The 19,070-nt window shown below is 64.1% G+C and carries 23 protein-coding genes; 15 read left to right on the top strand and 8 right to left on the bottom strand.

Features of this window, described 5'->3' with window-relative positions; genetic code table 11:
* The first annotated feature begins 75 nt into the window (after positions 1–75).
* The 4 genes from AC1TQG_RS02405 to AC1TQG_RS02390 all read left to right on the top strand — a co-directional run bounded on the left by AC1TQG_RS02405 (position 76) and on the right by AC1TQG_RS02390 (position 2,872).
* Positions 76–816 (top strand): SOS response-associated peptidase, encoded by a 741-nt coding sequence (locus AC1TQG_RS02405; protein ID WP_482135346.1) that lies wholly within the window; start codon positions 76–78, stop codon positions 814–816.
* A complete protein-coding gene (locus AC1TQG_RS02400) occupies positions 813–1,202 on the top strand; it encodes a DUF5313 family protein (protein WP_482135345.1) in 390 nt (129 codons plus the stop codon). The genes AC1TQG_RS02405 and AC1TQG_RS02400 overlap by 4 nt, the downstream gene beginning before the upstream one ends.
* Positions 1,203–1,212: 10 nt before the next feature.
* Entirely contained in the window at positions 1,213–2,541 is a 1,329-nt protein-coding gene (locus AC1TQG_RS02395) for a diacylglycerol/lipid kinase family protein (RefSeq protein ID WP_482135344.1), read from the top strand.
* 112 nt (positions 2,542–2,653) lie between these two features.
* On the top strand, positions 2,654–2,872 hold the full coding sequence (locus AC1TQG_RS02390; protein ID WP_482135343.1) for a winged helix-turn-helix transcriptional regulator: 219 nt from the start codon (positions 2,654–2,656) through the stop codon (positions 2,870–2,872).
* Between the two features lie 11 nt (positions 2,873–2,883).
* On the opposite strand, the gene AC1TQG_RS02385 is transcribed toward AC1TQG_RS02390, so the two are convergent.
* Positions 2,884–3,366, bottom strand: coding sequence for an aminoacyl-tRNA deacylase (locus AC1TQG_RS02385; RefSeq protein WP_482135342.1), 483 nt, complete (start codon positions 3,364–3,366; stop codon positions 2,884–2,886).
* A gap of 129 nt (positions 3,367–3,495) precedes the next feature.
* Here AC1TQG_RS02385 and AC1TQG_RS02380 point away from each other — a divergent pair, with 129 nt between their 5' ends.
* Together AC1TQG_RS02380 and rsrA are read left to right on the top strand one after the other, a co-directional pair.
* Positions 3,496–4,230: a sigma-70 family RNA polymerase sigma factor gene (locus AC1TQG_RS02380; protein WP_482135341.1), complete on the top strand. Its 735-nt coding sequence runs from the start codon at positions 3,496–3,498 to the stop codon at positions 4,228–4,230.
* Positions 4,227–4,538 carry a mycothiol system anti-sigma-R factor gene (gene rsrA, locus AC1TQG_RS02375; protein ID WP_482135340.1) on the top strand — a complete coding sequence of 104 codons (312 nt, stop codon included), beginning with the start codon at positions 4,227–4,229 and terminating at the stop codon, positions 4,536–4,538. The genes AC1TQG_RS02380 and rsrA overlap by 4 nt, the downstream gene beginning before the upstream one ends.
* Before the next feature lie 52 nt (positions 4,539–4,590).
* Here the strand turns inward: rsrA and AC1TQG_RS02370 are convergent, their stop codons facing one another.
* Positions 4,591–4,665: a 50S ribosomal protein bL37 gene (locus AC1TQG_RS02370; RefSeq protein WP_369758845.1), complete on the bottom strand. Its 75-nt coding sequence runs from the start codon at positions 4,663–4,665 to the stop codon at positions 4,591–4,593.
* A gap of 121 nt (positions 4,666–4,786) precedes the next feature.
* Here AC1TQG_RS02370 and AC1TQG_RS02365 point away from each other — a divergent pair, with 121 nt between their 5' ends.
* Together AC1TQG_RS02365 and AC1TQG_RS02360 are read left to right on the top strand one after the other, a co-directional pair.
* Positions 4,787–5,005, top strand: coding sequence for a biotin/lipoyl-binding carrier protein (locus AC1TQG_RS02365; protein WP_482135339.1), 219 nt, complete (start codon positions 4,787–4,789; stop codon positions 5,003–5,005).
* A 37-nt stretch (positions 5,006–5,042) separates the two neighbouring features.
* A complete protein-coding gene (locus tag AC1TQG_RS02360; protein ID WP_482135338.1) occupies positions 5,043–6,539 on the top strand; it encodes a sensor histidine kinase in 1,497 nt (498 codons plus the stop codon).
* A 225-nt stretch (positions 6,540–6,764) separates the two neighbouring features.
* Here AC1TQG_RS02360 and AC1TQG_RS02355 read toward each other — a convergent pair whose 3' ends face one another.
* Positions 6,765–7,019, bottom strand: coding sequence for a WhiB family transcriptional regulator (locus AC1TQG_RS02355; protein WP_023955875.1), 255 nt, complete (start codon positions 7,017–7,019; stop codon positions 6,765–6,767).
* Between the two features lie 269 nt (positions 7,020–7,288).
* Positions 7,289–8,251 carry a diacylglycerol/lipid kinase family protein gene (locus AC1TQG_RS02350; RefSeq protein ID WP_482137237.1) on the bottom strand — a complete coding sequence of 321 codons (963 nt, stop codon included), beginning with the start codon at positions 8,249–8,251 and terminating at the stop codon, positions 7,289–7,291.
* A 116-nt stretch (positions 8,252–8,367) separates the two neighbouring features.
* On the opposite strand from AC1TQG_RS02350, the gene AC1TQG_RS02345 reads away from it, so the two are divergent.
* Complete coding sequence (locus AC1TQG_RS02345) at positions 8,368–8,847, top strand: hypothetical protein (RefSeq protein ID WP_482135337.1); 480 nt, start codon at positions 8,368–8,370, stop codon at positions 8,845–8,847.
* 118 nt (positions 8,848–8,965) lie between these two features.
* Here the strand turns inward: AC1TQG_RS02345 and AC1TQG_RS02340 are convergent, their stop codons facing one another.
* On the bottom strand, positions 8,966–9,610 hold the full coding sequence (locus AC1TQG_RS02340; RefSeq protein ID WP_482137236.1) for an acid phosphatase: 645 nt from the start codon (positions 9,608–9,610) through the stop codon (positions 8,966–8,968).
* Between the two features lie 98 nt (positions 9,611–9,708).
* On the opposite strand from AC1TQG_RS02340, the gene AC1TQG_RS02335 reads away from it, so the two are divergent.
* Complete coding sequence (locus AC1TQG_RS02335; protein WP_482135336.1) at positions 9,709–10,500, top strand: ParA family protein; 792 nt, start codon at positions 9,709–9,711, stop codon at positions 10,498–10,500.
* A 41-nt stretch (positions 10,501–10,541) separates the two neighbouring features.
* On the opposite strand, the gene AC1TQG_RS02330 is transcribed toward AC1TQG_RS02335, so the two are convergent.
* Complete coding sequence (locus tag AC1TQG_RS02330; protein WP_482135335.1) at positions 10,542–11,768, bottom strand: Rv3212 family protein; 1,227 nt, start codon at positions 11,766–11,768, stop codon at positions 10,542–10,544.
* A gap of 6 nt (positions 11,769–11,774) precedes the next feature.
* On the bottom strand, positions 11,775–13,505 hold the full coding sequence (locus AC1TQG_RS02325; RefSeq protein ID WP_482137235.1) for a DEAD/DEAH box helicase: 1,731 nt from the start codon (positions 13,503–13,505) through the stop codon (positions 11,775–11,777).
* A 222-nt stretch (positions 13,506–13,727) separates the two neighbouring features.
* On the opposite strand from AC1TQG_RS02325, the gene AC1TQG_RS02320 reads away from it, so the two are divergent.
* Together AC1TQG_RS02320 and AC1TQG_RS02315 are read left to right on the top strand one after the other, a co-directional pair.
* Complete coding sequence (locus AC1TQG_RS02320; protein WP_482135334.1) at positions 13,728–14,423, top strand: ferritin-like fold-containing protein; 696 nt, start codon at positions 13,728–13,730, stop codon at positions 14,421–14,423.
* 147 nt (positions 14,424–14,570) lie between these two features.
* Complete coding sequence (locus AC1TQG_RS02315; RefSeq protein WP_482135333.1) at positions 14,571–14,804, top strand: DUF3107 domain-containing protein; 234 nt, start codon at positions 14,571–14,573, stop codon at positions 14,802–14,804.
* Between the two features lie 11 nt (positions 14,805–14,815).
* Here AC1TQG_RS02315 and fasR read toward each other — a convergent pair whose 3' ends face one another.
* Complete coding sequence (gene fasR, locus AC1TQG_RS02310) at positions 14,816–15,496, bottom strand: HTH-type transcriptional activator FasR (protein WP_482135332.1); 681 nt, start codon at positions 15,494–15,496, stop codon at positions 14,816–14,818.
* Positions 15,497–15,793: 297 nt separating this feature from the next.
* Here fasR and AC1TQG_RS02305 point away from each other — a divergent pair, with 297 nt between their 5' ends.
* The 3 genes from AC1TQG_RS02305 to AC1TQG_RS02295 all read left to right on the top strand — a co-directional run bounded on the left by AC1TQG_RS02305 (position 15,794) and on the right by AC1TQG_RS02295 (position 19,061).
* Positions 15,794–16,795: a DUF3152 domain-containing protein gene (locus tag AC1TQG_RS02305; RefSeq protein WP_482137234.1), complete on the top strand. Its 1,002-nt coding sequence runs from the start codon at positions 15,794–15,796 to the stop codon at positions 16,793–16,795.
* Between the two features lie 125 nt (positions 16,796–16,920).
* A complete protein-coding gene (moeZ, locus tag AC1TQG_RS02300; protein WP_482135331.1) occupies positions 16,921–18,096 on the top strand; it encodes an adenylyltransferase/sulfurtransferase MoeZ in 1,176 nt (391 codons plus the stop codon).
* A 110-nt stretch (positions 18,097–18,206) separates the two neighbouring features.
* On the top strand, positions 18,207–19,061 hold the full coding sequence (locus AC1TQG_RS02295; RefSeq protein ID WP_482137233.1) for a TIGR02569 family protein: 855 nt from the start codon (positions 18,207–18,209) through the stop codon (positions 19,059–19,061).
* Positions 19,062–19,070: the final 9 nt, after the last annotated feature.

Below are 19,070 nucleotides of genomic sequence, written 5' to 3'. Positions count from 1 at the left end.
GTACCGCCCCTGGTGACCACCGGGGGCGGGTTCGATTCATGTGGCTCCTGGCCGGTTGGGTGGATAATGACCGCCATGTGTGGGCGATATGCAACAACGGCGAGTACTTCGGATCTGGTTGCGGCATTTGATGCCGCGTTGGCGGAGGACGACGCAAGCAAACTCGAGAGCGCTTCCTACAACGTTGCACCCACCCAATCGGTGCCGGTGATCCTGGAACGGCCATCGCGCCCCGATCCCGACAGCCAAGAAGACGCCGAGCCCGAGGTCATCCGAGCGTTGCGCGCGCTGCGATGGGGGCTCGTTCCGAGTTGGGCGAAAGATCCGGGGATCGGCAGCCGGATGATCAACGCACGCTCGGAGACGCTGACCGAGAAGCCTTCCTTCAAGGCGGCCGCGGCCCGGCGCCGGTGCATCCTTCCTGCTGCCGGTTTCTTCGAATGGACGAAGGACCCGGAAGGAAAGAAGTTGCCCTACTTTCTGCACGATCCCGACACCCCGATTCTGGGATTCGCCGGCCTCTACGAACTGTGGCCCGACCCGGGCAAGGCGAAGGATGATCCGGATCGCTGGCTGTGGACCACCACGGTGATCACCCGTCCGGCAACCGACGCGCTCGGCCACATACACGACCGCACCCCGGTGATCGTCACACCGGATCTGCGTGACGACTGGCTCGACTGCACGAGCGGAAAGCCCTCGGTGGCAAAGGATCTGCTCGAAGCCCTTCCGGAGCCTGTACTGGTGCCGTATCGGGTGTCGACCGATGTCAACAGCGTTCGCAACAACCGCGCCGATCTCATCGAGCCGGTGTGAGCGGCGACAAGGTCCGTCCCAACCCAATCCAGGTGATCAAGTACCTACTCGGCCGACCACTGCCTGCCTCGATGCGGGACTGGGTGATCCGGGACGTCACCGGTCCGGGATGTATGCGCCGCTACATCATCCGCGGGGTCTTGCCGTTCCTGCCGATCTTCATCGCCTTCTCGTTTGTGCCAGGACCGGTGATGTATCGCCTCGGAATGATTGCGCTGTTGCTCATTCCGCTGGTGTACTTCGAGATCGCGTTGATGAGCATCTATCGCAGACACCTGCTGACCACCAACGGCATCGACGGAGATCTGATCGGGGGCAAACGTCGTGCCCGACAAGAGATCACCAAAAGCGAGTACGAGGCGAAATACCCACGAACACCCAACTGAACGGGGCGCAATGGCACACGAACACGAGAAGCCGGAGCCGAAGGTCGATGCCGAGACCCTTCGTGAGCAGTGGCTGGCGCGGGCTGCCCTGGCGGCAGTGGTCGCCGCGGCGGTCGTGCTGGTTGTGTTCGCCGGCTTCAAGACCCTGATCGTGTTCATGGCGACGGTGGGTGCGCTGGTGATCGGCCTTGCCGCGGTCTTCTGGTTCCTCGCCGTACGCGGCCGGATCCGGTGGCTGGCGCTTGCGATTTCGGTCGTGATCCCGATCGTGTTGCTGATCTTCCTCATCAGCGAACATCTTCTGTGGGTGGTGCTGGTGGTGCTGGCCCTCGCGCTGCTGGCCGGCGGCTGTGCCCGCGCCGCGCTGGTCCGCGACCGTGACGACTGGAAGATGCCCGAGCGTGATGTCCCGCCGCCGAAGCATCCGTTTGTGGTGATGAATCCGCGGTCGGGTGGCGGAAAAGTGGAGAAGTTCGAATTGCAAAGGCGTGCGCAGGCATTGGGTGTCGAGGTGGCCATGCTCGACGGTCCCGAAATGGTCGACATCGCGGCACTGACCCGGCAGGCGGTCGAGCGCGGCGCCGACCTGCTCGGGGTGGCAGGCGGTGATGGCACCCAGGCGTTGGTGGCCGGCATCGCGGCCGAACACGACCTGCCGTTCCTGGTGATCAGCGCCGGAACCCGCAACCACTTCGCGCTCGACCTCGGCCTGGACCGCGACGATCCGTCCACCTGCCTCGAGGCGCTCACCGATGGGGTGGAGGTCAGGGTCGACCTCGGCTCGGTCAACGGCAGAACATTCGTCAACAACGCGTCCTTCGGTGCTTATGCCGAGGTGGTGCAGAGCCCGGCATATCGCGATGACAAGACCGGCACGATGCTGGCGATGCTCCCGGATCTGATCTCCGGCTCCCGCGGTCCACGTCTGCTCGTCCGTACGGACGATGTGACCATCACCGAGCCGCAGGCCGTCCTGGTCAGCAACGGCGCCTACGAGATTCACGATCTGGCCGGCCTCGGCCGCAGGCCCCGCCTGGACACCGGCACCCTCGGGATCGTCGTGGTGTCGGTGAGCAGCACCCTGCAGGCGGTGGGTCTGCTGCGCCGGACGCGGCAACACGGTCTGACGCAGCACACCGGGTCCGAAGTGGTCGTCGACGCCGACCAGCCGCAGATCCCGGTCGGGGTCGACGGGGAGGCGCTCATCCTCTCGACCCCGGTGCGGTGCACGATCAGTCCGCAGGCCCTGCGGGTTCGCGTGCCAAGGAACCGCCCCGGCGTCAGGCCACCCAAGCGCCCGATCGACTGGGTGCGTCTGCGTCAGCTGGCGTGGCTCTGAGGATCAGGCCCGGAGCAGCCAGCGGCCGGGCACCGACCCCGGCCGGGTCGAAGACGGCATCGAAGCGCATGCCGGCCAGATCGGCGACGGCGGTCGCCACGGTGGTGGCACCGTGGTGGTGCAGTTCATCGACATCGTCCTTGAACGCGATGGACTCGTCACGCGGGAGGTGACGGTGAGTGTTCCAGTGCGAGTTGACTATTCGCTGACACCGCTGGGTCTTTCGCTCCGAGAGCTGGTGCGTGGGGTGAAGGACTGGGCCGAGACACACATGGACGAGGTCTTCGGAGCCCGCGAAGGCTACGACCGTCGCAGGCAAGAGCAGTCCTAAAGGCGCCGCCCTCAGGAGAGGACGTCCGCGACCACCGCGCCGGTGACGGCGACCAGGTCGGCCGGGGCGAGTTCGATCTCCAGTCCCCGTTTGCCGCCGCTACAGAACACCGAATCCCACAGGTCGACGGTTTCGTCGATGACCGTCGGCAGCGGTTTCTTCTGCCCGACCGGAGAAACCCCGCCGAGGACATAACCGGTGACCCGCACCACCGCCGCCGGGTCGGCCATGACGGCCTTTCCGCTCAGTCCCAGCGCGCTCGCCGCGGCTTTGGGGGAGAGCCGCTCGGGTACCGGGATGACCGCCACCGCCAATGTGCCACCGACGTCGATCACCAGCGTCTTGAAGATCTGCTCGGGCTCGGCGCCGATCGATATCCGCAGGTGTTCGGCGGCTTCGGGACCCCAGTCGCCATCGGATCGGGTCTCGTATTTGTGGACCTGATGCCGTACCCCGGCCTTTTCGAGAGCGCTGATCGCCGCGGTCGCTGCCATGGCTGTCGATTCTCTCAGATCAGACCGGGGTGATCGATGGCAAGCATCGGCCCATGGTGGGCAAAATGAGATGCGGTCTGGAACAAGTCGCTCCGAGTCGTTGTTGACTTCAGCTGAAGGAGGTGTGGTGTGTACAGCAACTCGCAGCAGCCCGGGTCGGTAGGCTTGCTCGACAGACCTGATTTTCCCGCAGGTCTCGAAGGGATTGTCGTGACCGAAGCCGAAACACCCGAAGTCAACCCAGAGACATCGGAAGAACGTTATGCGCGGTTCGAGCGTGATGCATTGCCGTTGCTCGATCAGTTGTATGGCGGTGCACTACGGATGACGCGGAACCCAGCCGATGCCGAGGATCTCGTCCAGGAGACGTATGTGAAGGCTTTCTCGGCCTTCCAGTCGTTCAAGGAGGGGACCAATCTCAAGGCGTGGCTCTACCGGATTCTGACCAACACCTACATCAACGGGTACCGCAAGAAGCAGCGTCAACCTGCGCAGTATCCGACTGATGAGATCACCGACTGGCAGCTGGCCGCCACGGCCGAGCACACGTCGCAGGGTCTGCGATCCGCGGAGATCGAGGCGCTCGACGCACTGCCCGACGACGAGATCAAGGCGGCGCTACAGGCGCTCCCCGAAGATTTCCGGATGGCGGTCTACTACGCGGACGTCGAGGGATTGCCGTACAAGGAAATCGCCCAGATCATGGACACCCCGATCGGGACCGTGATGTCGCGACTGCATCGTGGCCGCAAACAGCTGCGAGAACTGCTCGGCGACGTGGCTCGCGAGCGTGGATTCAACAGAGGAACTTCCGGCCGGTCGGCCGATGGCCAATCCGGCCACAAACAGGAGGTCGCCGGATGAGTACCGGAGAAGTAGCCGGCGGGTCGAACGCCGAACAAGAATTTGATGAGGCCCAGCAGCTCGACTGCTCGGCGGTTATCGCCGATGTCTGGCTGTTGCTTGACAACGAGTGTGACCAGCATGCGCGAGCTCGCTTGCAGTCACATCTGGATGGTTGCACGCCGTGCCTCGAGCACTACGGCATCGAGCAGCAATTGAAGTCCCTGGTGAGCCGCAAATGCGGCGGAGATCAGGCGCCCAAAGGACTGCGGGAACGGTTGACCCTGGAGATTCGAAAGACGGTCATCGTCCGCGAAACGCGGGGATAGAACCTCACTTACGAATCTGCCAGGGATCCAAACCCGGTAAGGGCCTCAACGCTCAGGCGTTGGGGCGCTTGCCGTGGTTGGCCGCATTCTTCTTGCGAGCCCGCTTCTTGCGTCCACGCTTTCCCATGGCAGTCTCCTTTCGACAGCGCTCCATTGTGACACGAGTGTGGCGGTTGATCAGAATCGCCCGGGCGCAAGGTGCTGCGCTAGGTTGATACCCGGCGTAACCGAACACCTGGAGGATGGCGATGGCAGAAGAAGTTGTGGCGGAAATCGTTGCAAGCGTTCTCGAGGTGGTTGTCAGTACCGGTCAGACCGTTGAAGTCGGTGACACGCTCGTCTTGCTGGAGTCCATGAAGATGGAGATCCCGGTGCTGGCCGAAGAAGCAGGCACGATCACAGTGGTCAAGGTCAAGGTCGGAGACGTGATCCAGGCCGGTGACCTCATCGCGGTCATCGACAACTGACGCTGGGACATTTGGCGGATAGACGGGCTCGGCACTGATGTCGACTCTTTCGGAGTTGCTCGCGGAACACACAGAACTGTCCGGCTCCGCAGGCGGACACCTGCAACGTGTGGTGGCCGAATGGCAATTGCTTGCCGACCTGTCGTTCGCAGATTTCCAGATGTGGGTGTTGTCGCAGCATGCGGCTGATGGAGAGCCCGGCGTTCCCGGTCCCCAGATGGTTTGTGTGGCCCAATGTCGACCCAACACCGCACCTACAGTCTTCCCCGCCGATGGCGTGGGCACGTTGATCTCAGAGGCAGACAACCCGCAGGTCTTCGGATCCCTCGGGCATGGCCGAATCCTTCGCGAAGAAGATCCGACGTGGGTCGGTTCCGTGGCGATCAGGCGTGAAGCCGTACCCGTTCGTTTCGAGGGTGCGGTGGTCGCGGTCCTCGCTCGCGCGATCAATCTGACCCAGCCGCGGATGCCGTCCCCTCTGGAACTCGCCTACCAGGACTGCGCGTACGACCTGTGTCAGATGGTGTCCGAAGGGACGTTTCCTCAGAACGAGGGCAACCCGAGGGGACTGTCGACACCTCGGGCCGGCGACGGTTTCATCCGGGTCGATGAGCGTGGGGTTGTGCAATACGCCAGCCCCAACGCGCTGTCGGCGTATCACCGCATGGGCTGGACGTCCGAGCTCAGCGGCAACGACCTCGCCGAGGTGACGGTCAGTCTGCTCAGCGATCCGTTCGAGTCCGAGGAAGCCGCCGCCATGTTGCGGGCGGCGGTCGAGGGTGAAACGGGGATGCGGATCGAGGCCGATGCCCGCCGCGCGACCGTCCTGATCCGGGCGGTACCCCTGCGACCGCGTGGTGAACTCGTCGGAGCCGTGATCCTGGTGCGCGACGTCACCGAGGTGAAGCGTCGCGACCTCGCATTGATCAGCAAGGACGCCACGATCCGCGAGATCCACCATCGCGTCAAGAACAATCTGCAGAGTGTGTCCGCGCTGCTGCGTCTGCAGGCGCGGCGCACCACCAATGATGAAGCCCGACAGGCCTTGGGGGAGGCGGTCAGGCGGGTTGCAGCCATCGCCCTTGTGCACGAACTGCTTTCGGGCAGTGTGGATGAGGAAGTCGATCTCGACGTGGTCATCGACCAGTTGGTGCCCGTGATGGCCGACGTGGCATCAGGTGGCACTGCGGTCACCGTGCGACGAATCGGCAAAATCGGTGTGCTCAAGTCTGATCTGGCGATGCCGGTGGTGATGGTGCTCACCGAATTGATCCAGAACGCCGTCGAACACGGCTTTGCGCCAGAACAATCAGGTCGAGTGTTGATCGACACATTCAGGAGCACAAGGGAACTCGTGATCACCGTGCAGGACAACGGAGTCGGCATCGACCCGGACTTCGATCCGCGGCAATCCGATCGGCTGGGCCTGCAGATCGTTCACACGTTGGTGCGGATCGAGCTGGCCGGTGAACTCGAACTGCGCCCGGGTGCCACCGGTGGCACCGACGCGATCCTCACCGTTCCCCTGGGTTGAAAGATCCGGCGGGAGAACGGATTCTGCGTGGTGGGTGCGCCGAACTGTTTGTGACGGAACACGGGTCAGCCTCGGATGCTTCGTCGAAATGACCTGTACCGCATCAGAATTCGTGACCTGTGACACCCCGTGCCCATAGACAACACAAACCCGGTGGCTTGATGCCACCGGGTTGGTTTGTCGTCGAGGTGGTCGCTTGGCCGCGACCACCCAGATTTCTGGGGTCTAGACCGAGCTGCGAGTGCGGCTGCGGGCATTACGCCGCTTCAGTGCGCGCCGCTCGTCTTCGCTCATTCCGCCCCAGACGCCTGCATCCTGTCCCGACTCCAGAGCCCACGTGAGGCAATCTGCTGTAACCGGGCAGCGGTTGCAGACGAGCTTCGCATCAGCAATTTGCGCGATGGCCGGTCCACTGTTTCCCACCGGGAAAAACAGCTCCGGATCCTCGTCGCGACAAATTGCGTTGTGACGCCAGTCCATCCCACTGCTCCTTCAGGCGCTTCTATGCGCCGCTCGTAACCGTCTGTTCATTTGTGCGTAGGTTTTGTTTCCGCACTGTTGCTTGTGAATACTTTCACGAATCCAGATGATGTCAATGATGTTCCCTTAACACGTGGGCAACATCACTGTGTAGGGGGTGCCTCTATATGCCCTTACACCGTTGTACTACTGTGCGGCGAACTTATCCTGAGAATCACATACGAATGTAGATGTGACCTGGATCTCTCTTACTTCGTAGGATCGTAACTTCACGATTTGGGAGATATAACCTCTAGCACCGCTGGACGGCAGCCAAACCTCAGCGCCGTCCGGGTGCCAAGGTATTCGCCATCCATCTGCATGTCGATGGGTTCGGAGCTGTGAATCTCGACATATTCGACATCGTCGGCGCGCAATAGGTGCTTGGCGTGCGGTCTTGCCTTCGCCGACAGCAATTGACGGACCAAGGGCAGATTACGGATCGGGGCCATCGACGTCGAGGCGAATACGCCGAGTCGGCCATCGAAACTGGTGTCCGGATTGGTTTCGATCGGCCGGGTACCGAGATATGTCCAGGGGCTGGAGTTCGAGATGAAGGCGAAATGGGCGCCCTCGAGGGGCGTGGCGTCGGGGATGGTGACGGTCAACGTGGGCTTGCTCCGTGCTGCACCGATGAACGTCCGCACCGCGGTCCACAGGTAACGGGTGGAGGTCGCACGCCGTCCAGCGCTGCGCTGCTCCTCGATGGACTTCACCACCCGGGCATCGACACCGAGTCCGGCGTTGAACAGGAACCACCTATTGTCGGTGTGCCCCAAGCTGACTCGGCGGCGCTGCCCGGTCGAGAGAAGCTCGACGAGCTGTCCGGTGGCCTTGAGCGGATCGGCGTCGATACCCAGTGCGCGCGCGAATACGTTGGCGCTGCCGCCGGGGACCACCGCCAGTGCCGGGGAGGGATTGCCACTCTCGGGCGCGGACGGGGGATCGAGCAGCCCGTTGACCACTTCGTTGACGCTGCCGTCACCGCCGTGAACCACCACCACGTCGTATCGCTCGGCGCGGGCCAGCGCGGCGAGTTCCCCGGCGTGACCGCGGTGAGTGGTGTGTTCGACCCGGACATCGACTGTTTGGCCGTCTCCACCCGGGCGGCGCAGCGATGCGGAGAGGGTATGCAGCAGCGCGTCCCGGCCGGCCTCGGTGGTCGAGGTGGCAAAGGGATTGACGATCAGCATCGCGCGCACGAGAACTGAGCCTAGTGCCAGAAGGGTCGATCTGGCCCTTCGAGCCGGTCACGGTGCCGGGAAGGACCTGGCAGCGCCTCGCGCGGAACGACCATTAGGCTGGCCAGGTGTCTGAATCCACTCCACCGATCAATGTTCGTCGAGCCGGCGCGATAGTCGCACTCGAAGGCGCGCTTGGCGTCGCGGCCGCGATCTACATGGTTGTCCGGGAGTTGATGGGTCATGAAGACGGCGACTACATCAGCGGCTACGGCACCGCGGCCTGGTTCGCGATCCTCGGCGGTGGTGTCATGGCCGGCGGCATCGCTCTGCTGACCGGTCGCCGCTGGGGCCGGGCGATCGCGGTGATGACCCAGGTGCTGCTCGTGCCTGTGGCATATGCCTTGATAACGGACAGTGAGCTTCCGATCATCGGTACGCCGGTGCTGGTCATTCTTGTGATCGCACTGTACTTCCTGTTCAGCCCGAGTTCGATGAAGTGGTTTGCGCAGGCCTATGCGATCAACCCGGGTGACGAAGACGAAGCGGACGTCGAACCCAGGCCCGTTGCGAAGACCTTCGAGCGGCGCAAGAAAAAGCGTCGCTGAAGCACCGGGGCCGCCGAAGATCTGGCCACGACACCGATTGGGATGTCGTCGCCGAGGATCTCCTGGCTTCGGCCGCAGCGCCGATCTCGTAACCCAGGACGCGGAGTCGGCGCCGGTATCAGTGCCCCGTGCGTACATGTGCCGGTCGGCCGGCGTCGACGTAGTCGGCGCTGCGATATCCGGTGACGCCCAGAGATTGGATCTGCCGGGTCTCGCCGTCGAAACCGAGGACGGCGATCGAGGCGGGCAACATCGCAAAGTGGGCGCCGAAATGTACGGGTGCGCCGATCCAGCGGGCCAGCAACGCCCTCGACAGGTGCCCGTGCCCGATGAGGACAACCGATCGGGTGAGCAGATCATCGAGGAGATCGGCGATCACCGCATCCATCCGGTCGCTCATCTGCTCGGGTGATTCACCGCCGTGCCCGCCGCGGGACCACACCGTCCAGCCCGGCTCGGTCTCCCGGATCTGCGGTGTGGTCAGGCCCTCGTAGATGCCGTAGTCCCATTCGGAGAACTTCTCGTCGGTGTGCGAGATGCGCAATCCGGCCAGTTCGGCGGTGTGGATGGCCCGTATTCGCGGCGACGACAGCACCAGGGGGTCGGTCAGCAGTAGGTCGTCGAGCGGTTTGCGCAGGCTCGCCGCCTGCTTCTCACCGAAAGGCGTCAGCGGGATGTCGCTGGTTCCGGTGTGTTTTCCCACCTTCGACCACTCGGTTTCGCCGTGACGGATGAGAATCAATCGGTGGATTGCCGAGTTCATGGTGCTCACCCCAGACATTCTGCACTGCCTGCGCATAGGGTCAAGGAAAGCAAACTGCGGTAGAGCGTTCGGCATGCTCGACTTGGAGGGAGTCAGCAATGAGCAAAGTTCTTGCGGTGGCCAATCAAAAGGGGGGCGTCGCGAAGACGACGACGGTCGTCTCGCTGGGCGCGGCGTTGGCAGCCAAGGGGTTGTCGGTTCTGGTTGTGGATCTCGATCCGCAAGGCTGCCTTACCTTTTCGATGGGTCACGACCCGGACAAGCTGACGATCTCGATACACGATGTACTGCTGGGGGAGGGGACCCTCGCCGAAGTCCTGCTCGACACCGATGACAATGTGACACTGCTTCCGGCCACCATCGACCTCGCGGGCGCCGAAGCGTTGCTGCTCATGCGCCCGGGCCGCGAGTACGCGCTCAAACGCGCTCTCAAGACTGTTGAAGAAGACTACGACGTCATCATCATCGACTGCCCGCCCTCGCTCGGGGTTCTCACGCTCAACGGGCTGACCGCCGCTGACGAGGTGATCGTGCCGTTGCAGTGCGAGACGCTGGCCCACCGGGGGGTGGGGCAGTTGCTGCGCACGGTCACGGAGGTGCAGCAGATCACCAACCCCGACCTGAAGTTGCTCGGCGCCCTGCCCACCCTCTACGACGCCCGAACCACGCACAGTCGCGACGTCATCGCCGACGTCGCGGACCGCTACGATCTGCCCGTTCTGGCACCGCCGATACCACGCACGGTCCGTTTCGCGGAGGCATCGGCTTCGGGCGTCAGTCTGCTTGCCGGCCGAAAGAGCAAGGGCGCGCAGGCATATCGAGATCTGGCCGACAATCTCTGGAACCACTGGACCGAAGACGCAGAGCTGAAGACCTTCGAAGCGATCTGAGCGCAGGCGTCGCCACACCGATGCCGGGATGACGTCTGGGGTCAGCCCGTCGGTGCCAGCACGGACACGGTGGAGTCCCATTGCTGCACCAGGTGATCGCCGCTGTCGGCAAGTGTGATGATCCCGCCGGTGTATCCGTTGCGCTGCACCGGAATCGAACCGATCGGCTGGCCGTCGGTGAGGTTGTGTTCGCTGATGCCGGTGGCGCTCGGCAGCAGCAGCGACCCGGCCATGACAACGCCGGGACCCAGTGTTTCGGGTACCTGGAACCGGGCGGCGAGGGTGTCGGGATCGATCACCACCGTCGCCTTGCCCGTCCAGAATGTGATCACGTCACCGCTGGTGATGGGCTTGCTCTCGATGCCGACCGCTTCGCCGAGGACGGTGGTGCGGTTCTTGATCGTCCCGTCGATTCCATAGGTTTCGAGCATGGGATTCGGTGACGACAGATAGATGGCCACGCCGGTCTGATTGACGGCAACAATTCTCGGCGGGGTGCCCAGTTCGCCCGTGATGATCGTCGACGCGAACTCTTCGAGCTTCTCTTCGCTGTCGAGCGTCGCGCCGAGAATGGTCAGGCGATAACCGGGTTCGATGCCGCAGCGTTCGATGACCGCCAGGCGTGAAGCGCCGATCCCGCTGGAGACGAACTCGCAACCCGATCGGGGTTGCGTTTCGGGGTTCACCGGGGCGTCGACACGGCCGTACTCAATCGTGCGGACAAGGTCGGTGCGCCAAACCTCTAGGCGCGTATCACCTTGGGCGACAACATAATCACGGTCGATGCTGACGTCGAGGGAATTGTCCGCGTCGCTGCTCCGCGACGAGGCGCGTTTGCCGGTGGCGGCATCGAGTGCGGTCACCTCACTGCAACCGCGGTCATTGCGATAGATCGCGAGGGCGTAGTTGCGGCCCGCGGCGTCCCACCCGGTGACCGTGCACAGCGGCAGGTCGCGGGTGTACGACCAGAGCGCGGCGCCGGTGGAAGGGTCGTGACCGACCACGGCTCCGTCGTCTCCGGTCACCACCACCCCGCCGATCGCGACCGGCGTGGTGGTGGCCGAGCTCGTGGCGCGCCAGGCCTCGGTGAACCCGCTCGGAACCGCAGTGGCCTCCGCGACCGGAGGTGCGGCCACCACTGCCGGATCCGACTCGGTGTTCTTTGCCGAACTGGTTGCCCAGATGGCCACGGCCGAAGCCGCGACCACCAGAACCAGCACAACAACCACCACGATGTCGAGCGGTGTCCGCCGCTGCGGCCTGAGCACCGTCAGCTACTCCGAAGCGTTACCCGCGGTGTCGCCGGCGTCGGTGTTGCTGCCGGCGCTCGACCGGCGACGACGTCGACGACGGGGACGATCGCTGGTCTCTGCACCACCGGCAGGCGTGGCCGCCGGGGTGTCGGTCGCAGCGGTGTCGGTCGCCGGGGTGGCCTCTGCGGCAACAGTCACGGCCGGGTCGACACCCGCACCGTCGCCATCTCCGGCACGGGTGCGCCGACGCTGGCGAGACGGGCGCTTGGTCGCGTCCCGACGTCCTGCGACCACACGCTTCTCGTCGTCAGATGAACGTCCACCCGAACGCGGCGCACGTTCTTCACGGGCGGGTTTGGCGGAACCGACACGTCCGGTCGCCGACTCCGGGATGCCCAGCTGTTCGCGCAGATGCGGTGAGCTGGAATAGGTTTCGGCCGGCTCGTCCATGCCGAGATCGAGCGCCTTGCTGATCATCTCCCAGCGATGGAGCTCGTCCCAGTCGACCAGTGTGATCGCGATGCCGGTGCGTCCGGCGCGGCCGGTACGTCCGATCCGGTGCACGTAGGTCTTCTCGTCATCGGGGCACTGGTAGTTGATCACGTGGGTGACGTCATCGATGTCGATGCCGCGGGCGGCGACGTCGGTGGCGACCAGCACGTCGACACGACCCTCGCGGAAGGCGGTCAGAGCCTTCTCGCGGGCCACCTGGCCGAGGTCACCGTGGACGGCGCCGACGGCGAATCCGCGCTCGGCGAGATCGTCGGCGACTTTCTGTGCGGTCCGCTTGGTCCGCGTGAAAATCATTGTGGCGCCGCGACCTTCGGCCTGCAGGATGCGGGCGACGAGTTCGGCCTTGTCCATCGCGTGGGCCCGGTAGACGTACTGGGCGGTGCGATCATGGATGGCCGAGTCGTTCGCGTGCTCGGCCCGGATGTGGGTCGGCTTCGTGAGGAACGTGCGGGCCAGGGTGACGATCGGTCCGGGCATGGTTGCCGAGAACAGCATGGTCTGGCGGGCATCGGGCAGCGAACTCATGAGGCGTTCGATGTCCGGCAGGAAGCCGAGGTCGAGCATCTCGTCGGCTTCGTCGAGGACGAGTATCTGCACCTTGCCCAGGATCAGATGGCCCTGGCGGGCGAGGTCGAGCAGGCGGCCGGGGGTGCCGACAACGACGTCGATGCCGATCTTCAGCTCGCTGATCTGATGTTCGAACGGGCGCCCACCGAAGATCGAGAGTAGGCGGATCGGCCGGTTCTGACCGTCGACGGTGTCGACGTGCAAACCTTTGGCCGCGATTTCGAGGTCATCGGTGACCTGGATGCAGAGTTCGCGGGTCGGCACGATGATCAGTGCCCGGGGGGTGCCGTCGAGCTTCCAGATCCCGGGTTCGCCGGCCTCGGCCTTGGCCTGCGAGACGCGCTGCAGCAGCGGTACGCCGAAGCCGAGGGTCTTGCCCATGCCGGTTCGGGCCTGGCCGATCAGGTCGTCGCCGGCCATTGCCAGCGGCAAGGTCAGTTCCTGGATCGCGAACGTGTTTACTTTTCCGTCGGCGGCAAGTGCGTCGACGATCTCCTTGCGGACGCCGAGTTCGGCGAACGTGGGGGAGACGTGGTCCTCCGCGACGATGACGTGCTCTTCTTCAGCGACGTCGAGTACGGGGTTCTGGGTGTCATTTTCGATGTTCAGTTGATTGCCTTTCGCAATGTGCTCCCGCGCGCACTGCAAGGGTTCAACCAAACAGGTCAGCATTCCGGCCTCGAACAACCGAGGACTCTGGCAACCGGTATCTGGCTAAATCGGGCCCGATCGACATCGGGCCGCCGTCGGTGCGCGCACAAATTCGGTGCAAGTCAGCGTTGAGCATGACTCACCTCTGGCAGTGTACGTGTCGTTTGACGGTCTCGAAGAATCGACGCTCTCGGGGAATGCTCCGGCAAAACGTCGGTGGGCGGGCGCACTACACTCGAACGCATGTCTTCTGGTTCACAAACCGAACCGCCGGCAGCCGCGGTCTCGACCTCGGTTTCGGCCGATCATCCCGGAATCACCGAGCTCTTCGGTGTGCTGGCGTGCGGCGAATTGGCCGCTTTCTATCGCCTCACGTCCGAGGCCCTGATGGCTCCGGGTGCCCGGGGCCGGGTGGCCATGGCGAGCATGGCCGCGGCGGAGATGTCGCACTTCGAAACGCTTCAGAACGAACTGCAGCGCCGCGGGGCCGATGTCTATCGGTTGATCGCCGCGTACGAGGAGGTGCTCGACCGCTACCACGCCTCGACGGTGCCGAGTACGTGGGAGGAATCACTGGTCAAGGTGTATGTCGGCGACGGGCTGGCAGCCGACTTCTACCTCGAGATCGCCGGTACGTTGCCGTCGGATGCCGAGGCTGTCGTCCGTGCGGTGATGGCGGAGACCGGGCATTCGGACTTTGCCGTGGACGCAATCCGCGACGCCGTCGCCGCCGACCCGAATCTGAAATCGCCGCTGACGTTGTGGGGACGCCGACTGCTCGGTGAAGCGATCACCCAGACCCAGTACGTCCTCGCCGGGCAGGAGGATCTGACAGAGCTGCTCTTCTCCGTCGAGACCGACCTCAACGGAATTGCCGGCTTCTTCGATTCGATCCAGGAGCGTCACGCGCGCCGGATGGCCGACATGGGCCTGGCATGAGAATCAGACCCGGTCGCGCCAGGACCCTTGGTTTCGACAGGACATGGCTCGCCTCGCGGTCGTCGGCCTGAATGCCGGTCCGGCCGGGTTGCGGGATAGATTCACAACCGTAGGAAATACACCGCCGAAGATCTATGGAGGATATCTGTGGCCGTTGATGTGAAGATCGGTATCACCGACAGCACGCGAGAGCTGGTTGTGCACATCGACCAGAGCAGCGACGAAGCCCATGCCGCGGTCGAGGCCGCATTGTCGGGAAGCGATCAGCTCCTGCGCCTGGAGGACGACAAGGGTGCGCGGTACCTGATCCCGGTCACCAAGATCGCTTATATCGAGGTCGGCACCTCCGAATCCCGCAAGGTCGGGTTCGGCGCAATCTAGTCGGGCCTGCTTCAGGCCTCGGGGTCCAGTTCGGAGTCGTTCGCGTGCTGCATCGGCACGCGGGCGAGTCCGCCCCACAACATGGTGACGGTGATGTCGATGGCTTCTTCTTTGGTCATCGGCCGCTTGGCATCGAGCCAGTGGCGGGCATTGACCTGACTCAGACCCACCAGTCCCGCCGCGAGCATCCGGGATCGGTGCGGATCGAGTCCCGAATCGTGCATCACCAGTCCGTATACGGCGTCGACACAAGCCTCGGTCGCACCTTCGACGCGACGGATAGCCGCCGGATCGAGAGCATCCGACTGGAAGATCAGCCGATATCCCTGGTTGTCCTCATCGATGAAGTCAAAAAACGCCTCCACTGCAGATCGGACACGGTGCCGGTTGTTCGTGGAGGTCAGCAGTGCTGCGGTGACCCGGTTGACCATTGACTCGGCGTGCAGATCCAGGACCGCGAGATAGAGGTCCAGTTTGCTCGGGAAGTGTTGGTAGAGAACGGGTTTGCTGACCCCGGCGTGTACTGCGATCTCGTCCATACCTGCCGAGTGGTAGCCGCGTTCGACAAAGATCTCGCTGGCGGCATCCATCAACTGCAGTCTGCGTGCGCTGCGTGGCATCCGGACGCTCCGGCGTCCAGCATTGGCGGAGCTCGCCTTCACTCCAGTGCCCGCTGCGACCGATTCATCCATGGATCGAGGGTATATCTGTCCTGGCGGGCCGCCACCGGTGGTTGCCTACAGCTGATTCGGGGATGCCTGTGAGAAGGTTGAACGGTGACTGATGCGGGAGGCTCGGGGACCAGAGGGACGCGACGTTCGCCGCGGGTGACCTCGGACCGCTCCGGCCAGGGTGACGAGACCGCGAGTCGTCGATCATCTGGCCGTCGAACAGCAGTCGCGGACGGAAACGAACATTCCGACCAGGCCCGACGCGCCGCCGAGAGGGCCCGCAGGCTTGCCCGCGCCGAGGCCGAGGCAGACGCGCGACTGGCGAATCAGCGCACGGACATCCATCCTCCGGTGTCATCGGGACGTCCCGCCCCGGATCAGCCGCTCCGGGCCCGCTGGGATCCGACCGGTGATCCCGGCAGGCAACGCGCAGAACGTGACACAGATCGTAAGAAGCAGAGCGCGGTGGGACGTTTCGTCACCACATATGGCTGGCGTGCATACGCGATCCCGGTTCTGGTGGTGCTCACAATCGTGATGATCGTGCTCACCGTGCAGTCGGAGCAGGGCGATTCGCCCGTCACGACCACCGCCGATTCCGATCCCGACGCGGCCCGCAACACCGACGTCAAAAGCGTGACCACCGCGATCGGTGCACCACCGGCCGAGGTCCAGGCAGATCAGCTCCCCGCAGGCACGCTTCCGGAAGGCGGCCCCTTCACCGAAAGCGGCGACCGCACCTATCGAATCGTCCGCGGGACCACGCCGCTGATCGGTACCGGTGGTCAGGAGTACACGTACACCATCGAGGTGGAGAACGGACTCAACTCCAGCGACTACGGTGGCGACCCGACGTACGCCAAGTTGGTCGACGCCACCCTGGCCAATCCGAAGAGCTGGATCGGCGACGGGCAGTTCACGTTCCGGCGGATCGACGAGGGCACGCCGGACTTCCGGGTCACCCTGACCTCGCCGGTGACCACCCGGGAGCTGTGCGGCTACGAGATCAAACTCGAATCGTCCTGCTACTACCCGCCGGAGGGCCGGGTGACCCTCAACGAGGCCCGCTGGGTTCGCGGCGCGTTGTCGTATCAGGGCGACGATCTCGGTTACCGGCAGTACCTGATCAATCATGAGATCGGCCACTCGATCGGGTTCGTCGGTCACGAGCCGTGCAAGGTCAACGGCGGACTCGCCCCGGTGATGATGCAACAGACCTTCGGAACCGCCAACAGCGAGATCATGGCCTTGGACCCGGACATGAAGGCCGACCGGAGCTACGTCTGCCGGCCCAACCCCTGGCCTTTCCCCGAGCGGTGAGCGGAGATCCGCGGTGAATTGACCGCGTGGAATCTTCGCCCCCGTCCGCTCGTTGTTAGATAGAGCAACAGGGCGGGTGGCCGCTGCGAGGCCATCGCGTGTTGCGTTGATCGTGAGGAGACCTCGTGTCACAGTTGCCGCCGTTGGTTGAGCCCGCCGCAGAGCTGACCCGCGAAGAGGTGTCCCGCTACAGCAGGCACCTGATCATTCCCGACATCGGTGTCGACGGACAGAAACGCCTGAAGAACGCGAAGGTGTTGGTCATCGGTGCCGGTGGGCTGGGATCGCCAGCATTGCTGTATCTGGCGGCCGCCGGAGTCGGCACCATCGGGATCGTTGAGTTCGATGAGGTCGACGAATCCAACCTGCAGCGTCAGGTCATCCACGGGCAGTCCGACGTGGGCAGGCCCAAGGCTGATTCGGCGAAGGACTCGATCCTCGAGATCAACCCCAACGTGACGGTGCACACCCACAAGTTCCGGCTCGACAACAGCAACGCCGTGGAGCTCTTCGAGCAATACGACCTGATCGTCGACGGCACCGACAACTTCGCCACCCGTTACCTCGTCAACGACGCCGCCGTTCTGGCGGGCAAGCCGTATGTCTGGGGTTCGATCTATCGCTTCGAAGGCCAGGCCTCGGTGTTCTGGGAGGATGCGCCGGACGGGCTCGGCCTCAACTATCGCGACCTGTACCCGGAGCCACCGCCGCCGGGGATGGTGCCGTCGTGCGCCGAAGGTGGTGTGCTGGGCATCCTCTGTGCCTCGATCGGTTCGATCATGGGTACCGAGGCAATCAAGCTGATCACCGGTATCGGCGAGACGCTGCTCGGCCGGCTGATGGTGTACGACGCACTCGACATGCGCTATCGAACCATCAACCTGCGCAAAGATCCCGAGGCGCCGAAGATCACCGAACTGATCGACTACGACGCGTTCTGCGGTGTGGTCTCGGACGACGGGGTGTCGGCGGCCAAGGGCTCGACCCTGACCGCAGTCGAACTCAAGCAGCGTCTGGATTCCGGCGAGAAGATCGCCCTGATCGATGTCCGTGAGCCGGTGGAGTGGGAGATCGTCAAAATCGAAGGTGCCACCCTGATCCCGAAGGGCGACATCGAATCCGGCGTGGGCCTGTCCAAGCTGCCGCAGGATCGACCCGCGGTTCTGTACTGCAAAACCGGGATCCGGTCTGCCGAGGCGCTGGCCGCGGTCAAGAAGGCCGGTTTCTCCGACGCCACCCATCTGCAGGGTGGGATCACCGCCTGGGCCAAGCAAGTTGACCCCGCGCTGCCGGTCTACTGACGTCTCGGCCCGTCCACTGAGGTGCCGCCGCGCTCGAGCGCGGCGACACCCGGACGTCCTGCGGTGATTCTCGCGGTCACGCCGGTAACGTTGGCCCCGTGATCTCTGACTTGACCTCCGTCGAGCCGCCCGAGCATGTCCTCAAGACCTTCGGGTTGACGCAGCAGCCCGTGGTGGCATTGGGCGACGGTTGGGAAGGTGGCTGGCGGATCGGTGAGACGGTCCTGTCGCTGGTGCCCGATCACGCCCGGGCCGCCTGGTCCGCGAAGGTCCGGGAGTCGCTCTACGTCGATGGTGTTCGGATAGCGCGGCCGGTCCGTTCGTCCGACGGTCGCTATGTCGTCTCGGGGTGGCGGGCCGATACCTATCTCGCCGGAACACCCGAACCCCGCTTCGATGAGGTCGTCTCGCTTGCCGACCGTCTCCATGAGGCCACCGCAGAGCTGGAGCGTCCCCGCTTCTTGATGCAGCCGCCCGCGCCGCCGTTCAGCGACGTCGACGTGTTCACCGCCTCTGATCGGGCTGCCTGGGATGACGTCCCGATGCGATCGGCGCGGGCCGCCGGGATGGGGGACCCGACCTCACCCGACGGCGTGACCAGCCTCGCGATGCTCCAGACCCTGTCCACGCTGCGTAAGAATGTGGAATCGCCGTCGCAACTCGTGCACGGCGACCTGTTCGGCACAGTCCTGTTCGCAGGCGCCGCCGCACCGGGTATCACCGACATCACCCCGTACTGGCGACCGGCCGCATGGGCTTCGGCGGTCGTTGTGGTCGATGCCCTGGCCTGGGGTGGTGCCGACGACGGACTCGTCGAACGCTGGGCGGATACGCCCGAATGGCCGCAGATGATGTTGCGTGCGGTCATGTTCAGACTGGCTGTTCACGCGCTGCACCCACGGTCGACTTCTGGCGCACTGCCGGGTCTGAAGCGGGTCTCCGACATCGTCAGATTCCTCGTTTAGTACCGCTGA

The sequence above is a fragment of the Williamsia sp. Y844 genome, from assembly GCF_056786475.1.
The sequence above is the reverse complement of the archived record's forward strand: the minus strand, read 5'-3'. Positions and strand labels throughout refer to the sequence as shown.